This is a genomic window from Kitasatospora sp. NPDC004531, from assembly GCF_053602195.1.
Window position 1 is genome coordinate 1 of sequence record NZ_JBSGDD010000184.1, and the last position, 3912, is coordinate 3912.

Sequence of the window (3912 nt, forward strand, 5' to 3'; positions counted from 1 at the left end):
GCCGAGGCCCTGAGGCGATACCTCACCACCGGCACACTGTGGGCGAAGTGGGACTGCGGCCCGATCGAGGGCACCGACGGCGACGAGCTGGTTCTGGCGGCGTCCTACCTGTGAGCGCAGAACTCCGCCTCGTCGAAGCCCGCACGGAACACCCCGTCAGTGTGGACGTGCACGGGTACGTCGCCGAGGTGTCCGGGCACTGCCCGTTCCTGCGGCCGTCCGTCCGGCGCGGGATGACCGGGTGGACGGTGTACGAGATCGGTCCGGGCGCTCACCGGTACGCCGTGGAGGCCGAGTTGTTCCATGCCGGGGTGCAGGCTGCCGAGGCGCATCCCTCCGCCGCCGTTCTCGTTCCTGCCGGTGCGGGCCGGCGTGCGGCCACTGGACCCGAAGTTCCTCACGGAGACGCCCGACCTCGCTGCGGTCCTGGCCGTGGCGGCGGACGACGGGCGGGACGTCTTCGAGCACATCCCTTGCGAATGGAAGGCGGTTCGAGAATGGGCACGTTCCCTGCCGAGGCCCCGGAAGCGGTGAAGGCCGCCAAGGCTCTCTGCGACGCCCCGATGGCGCTGGCGCCGATCAGTGACCGGCGGGGCTCTGCGGTGTGGAAGGCCACCGGCCCGGACGGTGTGGCGAGCATCAAGCTCGGCACCGGCGAGGCCGCCGAGGTCACCGCCCGCGAAGCCTCCGTACTGGACCAGCTCCCCGGCTACACCGTGACCGCCGACCGATACGCCGACGGCGTCTGGCTGGTCACCCCGTGGCTGGCGGGGAAGTCCACCTGGGGGCGCTTCCAGCCCTTCCGCAAGGGCGACGGCGGGCGGGACGGGGCCCTCGCCGCCGCCGTCGGACTGTGCCGCGCCGTGGCGGACCTCCACGCCGACGGGTGGGTGCACGGCGACCTCCAGCCGCAGCACGGCGTCCACCACAAGGACGGCAGCGCGCGCCTGCTCGACTTCGCCTGGTCCCGGAAGATCGGCAGCACCCCGTGGACCGCGTTCGACGGCACGATGATCCACCTCACCGCGCCCGAACTGGCGGCCCGGATCATCACCGGCCCCCAACCGGTCACCACCACGCAGCCCGCCGACGTCTACGCCCTGGCCGGCACCCTGTGGACCTGCGCCACCGGGACGTGGCCACTGCACTACTCCGCCGCCGGACTGAGCCGGGAGACGCCGCTGGGCAAGCACCGCGAAGCCATCGCCGCCAGGGCCGTGCCACTGTCCCAGGCGTTGCCGTGGCCCGCTATCCAGAACCACCTGCGCCCCGTCCTCCTGGCCGAACCGGACGACCGGCCCACCGCCGCCGAACTGGCCAAGCTCCTTGAGACGGTGGACAGTTGATCGAGCTGGGCTCGGGCGACGCCGAGGCCCTGCTGCGGATCTACAGCGCGGAAGCGACACGGCATCTGGGCCGCGAGGCCATGGACGCCACCGAAGCCCACCGCTACGTGCGCGACGCCGCAGCCCAGGTCCCGCGCATGCTGTACGTGCTCGGCCTGACGGTGGACGGCAACCTCGTCGGCGTCGTCAAGCTCCACCGCGACCGCCCCGTCGCCGCCGTCAGCTACATCCTGCGCCCGGACGCCTGGGGCCGGGGCTACGCCACCGAGGGCGTCCGCCGCATCCTCGCCCTCGCCTTCGGCCGCCTCGGGCTGCCGGAAGTCCGCGCCAAGCACCGTCCGGACAACCTCTCCTCCGGCCGCGTCCTGCGCAAGGCCAGCTTCGCGACCTACGCCGTACGGGCACCTACGCCCCGCGATGTCGCCGTCGAAGTCCACCGGTGGCCAGCTACGAGCCGGCGATCGAAGGCGCGGACGACCGCCCGTTCGTGCCCCTGGACGACATGGACGACAACCACGACGAAATCGCTGGAGGAACGTTGGGTACCGCCCCCGCCCACCCGGTCACCTCGTACGTCCTGTGCACGGACCCCGCGTCCCGCCTGCTGCTCGTCCAAGCCGCAGGGGACGGCACGTGGCACCTGCCCGGCGGCGTGATGGAGATCGGGGAGTCCCCGCTCGAAGCCGCCCGACGGGAGGTCGGGGAAGAACTCGGCCTGACGCTCGACCTGTTGGCCGACGATCTGCTCGGGGTCGAGTGGGCGCAGGCCCGCCGCCGGGATCGCCTCGTGTTCCTGTGGGCCGGTCCGATGCTCAGTACCGCTGACACCGACCGAATCGCTTTGCAGGAACGGGAGTTGTCCGCCTGGCGCTGGGCGGATGCCGACGAAGCCCGCCGGCTGCTGCACCCGGCCGTGGCCGCTCGAATCCGGACGCCTCTCCAGTGGCCCGGACGCGTTACCTATCAAGAGACCCGACATGAGAGGACCGAGTCCAATGACAGCCGAGTTCCCAGCCAGGACCCTGCGCATCGGCACGCGTAGCTCGCCGCTGGCCCTCGCGCAGACGGACCTGGTGATCGCCGCCCTTCGCGCGCACGTCCCCGACCTGGTGGCCGAAGTCGTTCCGGTGACGACCGAAGCCGATCTGTGGCAGGGCGACCTTGCGCAGCTCGGCGGAAAGGGCCTGTACACCAAGCAGATCGACGCCATGCTGCAGGGCGGCACGGTGGACATGGCCGTCCACTGCGTGAAGGACGTGCCCGGCGACGTGCCGCTGCCCCACGGCCTCGTCTTCGCCGCGTACATGGAACGGCCGGACGTGCGGGACGTGCTGCTGTTCCCCGAGGGCTCCGAGTACCGCACGCTCGCCGACCTTCCTCCGGGCGCGGTCATCCTGTCGTCGGCGGTCCGCCGGAAGGCGCAGATCCTGCGCGCCCGACCGGACTTGAAGGTCGTCCGGGTGCGCGGCGCGGTCGGCAGCCGGCTGGAGAAGCTGGACGGCACGAAGAAGATCGACGTCCACGCGGACGGCATGATCCTCGCCACGGCCGGGCTCGCCCGGCTCGGCATCGAGCGCCCCGGGTACGTGCTCGGCATGGACGAGATGCTGCCCGCCGTCGGCGCGGGCGTCCTGGGGTTGGAGTGCCGGCAGGAGGACCACGCCGTCGCCGCGCTGCTGGAGAAGGTCAACCACCCGCGCACCCAGCGGGAGGTGACGGCGGAACGCGTCATGCTGCACGGGCTCCGCGGCCACTGCAACAGCCCCATCGCCGGGTACTGCACCACCGAGCCGGACGGTCAACTCTCCCTGCGCGGCATGGTGTTCGACCGCGAGGGCAGCAAGTTCGCCAACGCGATGCTGTGGGACGAACACCAGGGCGACCCGGCCGTCCTCGGTGCCCGCGTCGCCGCCGAACTCCTCCGCCAGGGCGCACGCGAGATCATCTCCGGTATCCCGCACTGACCCCGCTGTGACAGGCACGCACGCGAGCTGCACGACCGCGGTCGACCGATGGCAAGGGTCGCCCGATTTCGTCTGACGCCCTGCGCCCTGTCCATCCGGGCACTTTCTCGGCGTTGCCCACCTGGGGGGCCAGGGCCGGGGATGCCTTGCCGTGGCCGTCGAAGCAGAACGCTCGGCCGGGGAAGCCCGACCGAGCTTTCTGCTTCGTTGTTGCTCACGGCTGACGTCGTGTCAGGCGTGTTGGGTCAGTTGGCGCGGCGCCTGCGGGCGGCGAGGAGCAGGCCGGTGCCGGTGAGGAGCAGGATCGCTCCGCCGATCACGGCGTACCGCAGGGTGGTTTCGTCGGTGCCGGTGGAGGCCAGGCTGCCGCCCGAGGGCTGCGACGACTGCGCGTGGGTCGGGGCGGGCGTCGGGGCCGGGGTGGTGGGGGGCGGGGGGATCAGCTTGTTGACGGCGGTGGTGGTGATTCCCGCTTCGAGGTGCTCGTCGTCGAGGACGACCGGGCCCAGGACGGGCTGCTCCGGGGTCTGGTAGCCCTTGGGCGGGGTGACCTCCTGCCAGTAGTAGGTGCCCTTGTCGGTGACGGTGCGGCAGGTGCCGTC

Annotated in this window: 5 protein-coding genes; 4 read left to right on the top strand and 1 reads right to left on the bottom strand. The window is 71.8% G+C overall.

From position 1 onward, the window contains the following. Positions 1 to 497 precede the first annotated feature (497 nt). From ACWEMJ_RS33780 to hemC, 4 genes are read left to right on the top strand one after another with little or no spacing between them, the layout of a single operon-like run. A complete protein-coding gene (locus ACWEMJ_RS33780) occupies positions 498 to 1346 on the top strand; it encodes a protein kinase domain-containing protein (RefSeq protein ID WP_452140965.1) in 849 nt (282 codons plus the stop codon). Continuing rightward, entirely contained in the window at positions 1343 to 2002 is a 660-nt protein-coding gene (locus tag ACWEMJ_RS33785; protein WP_452140966.1) for a GNAT family N-acetyltransferase, read from the top strand. Before ACWEMJ_RS33780 ends, ACWEMJ_RS33785 begins: the two co-directional genes overlap by 4 nt. Then, positions 1885 to 2388: an NUDIX domain-containing protein gene (locus ACWEMJ_RS33790; RefSeq protein ID WP_452140967.1), complete on the top strand. Its 504-nt coding sequence runs from the start codon at positions 1885 to 1887 to the stop codon at positions 2386 to 2388. The genes ACWEMJ_RS33785 and ACWEMJ_RS33790 overlap by 118 nt, the downstream gene beginning before the upstream one ends. Next, a complete protein-coding gene (gene hemC / locus ACWEMJ_RS33795; protein ID WP_452140968.1) occupies positions 2342 to 3310 on the top strand; it encodes a hydroxymethylbilane synthase in 969 nt (322 codons plus the stop codon). Before ACWEMJ_RS33790 ends, hemC begins: the two co-directional genes overlap by 47 nt. Positions 3311 to 3555: 245 nt before the next feature. On the opposite strand, the gene ACWEMJ_RS33800 is transcribed toward hemC, so the two are convergent. Further along, positions 3556 to 3912 (bottom strand): LPXTG cell wall anchor domain-containing protein (locus ACWEMJ_RS33800; RefSeq protein ID WP_452140969.1); only part of this gene is annotated, 357 nt, incomplete at its 5' end.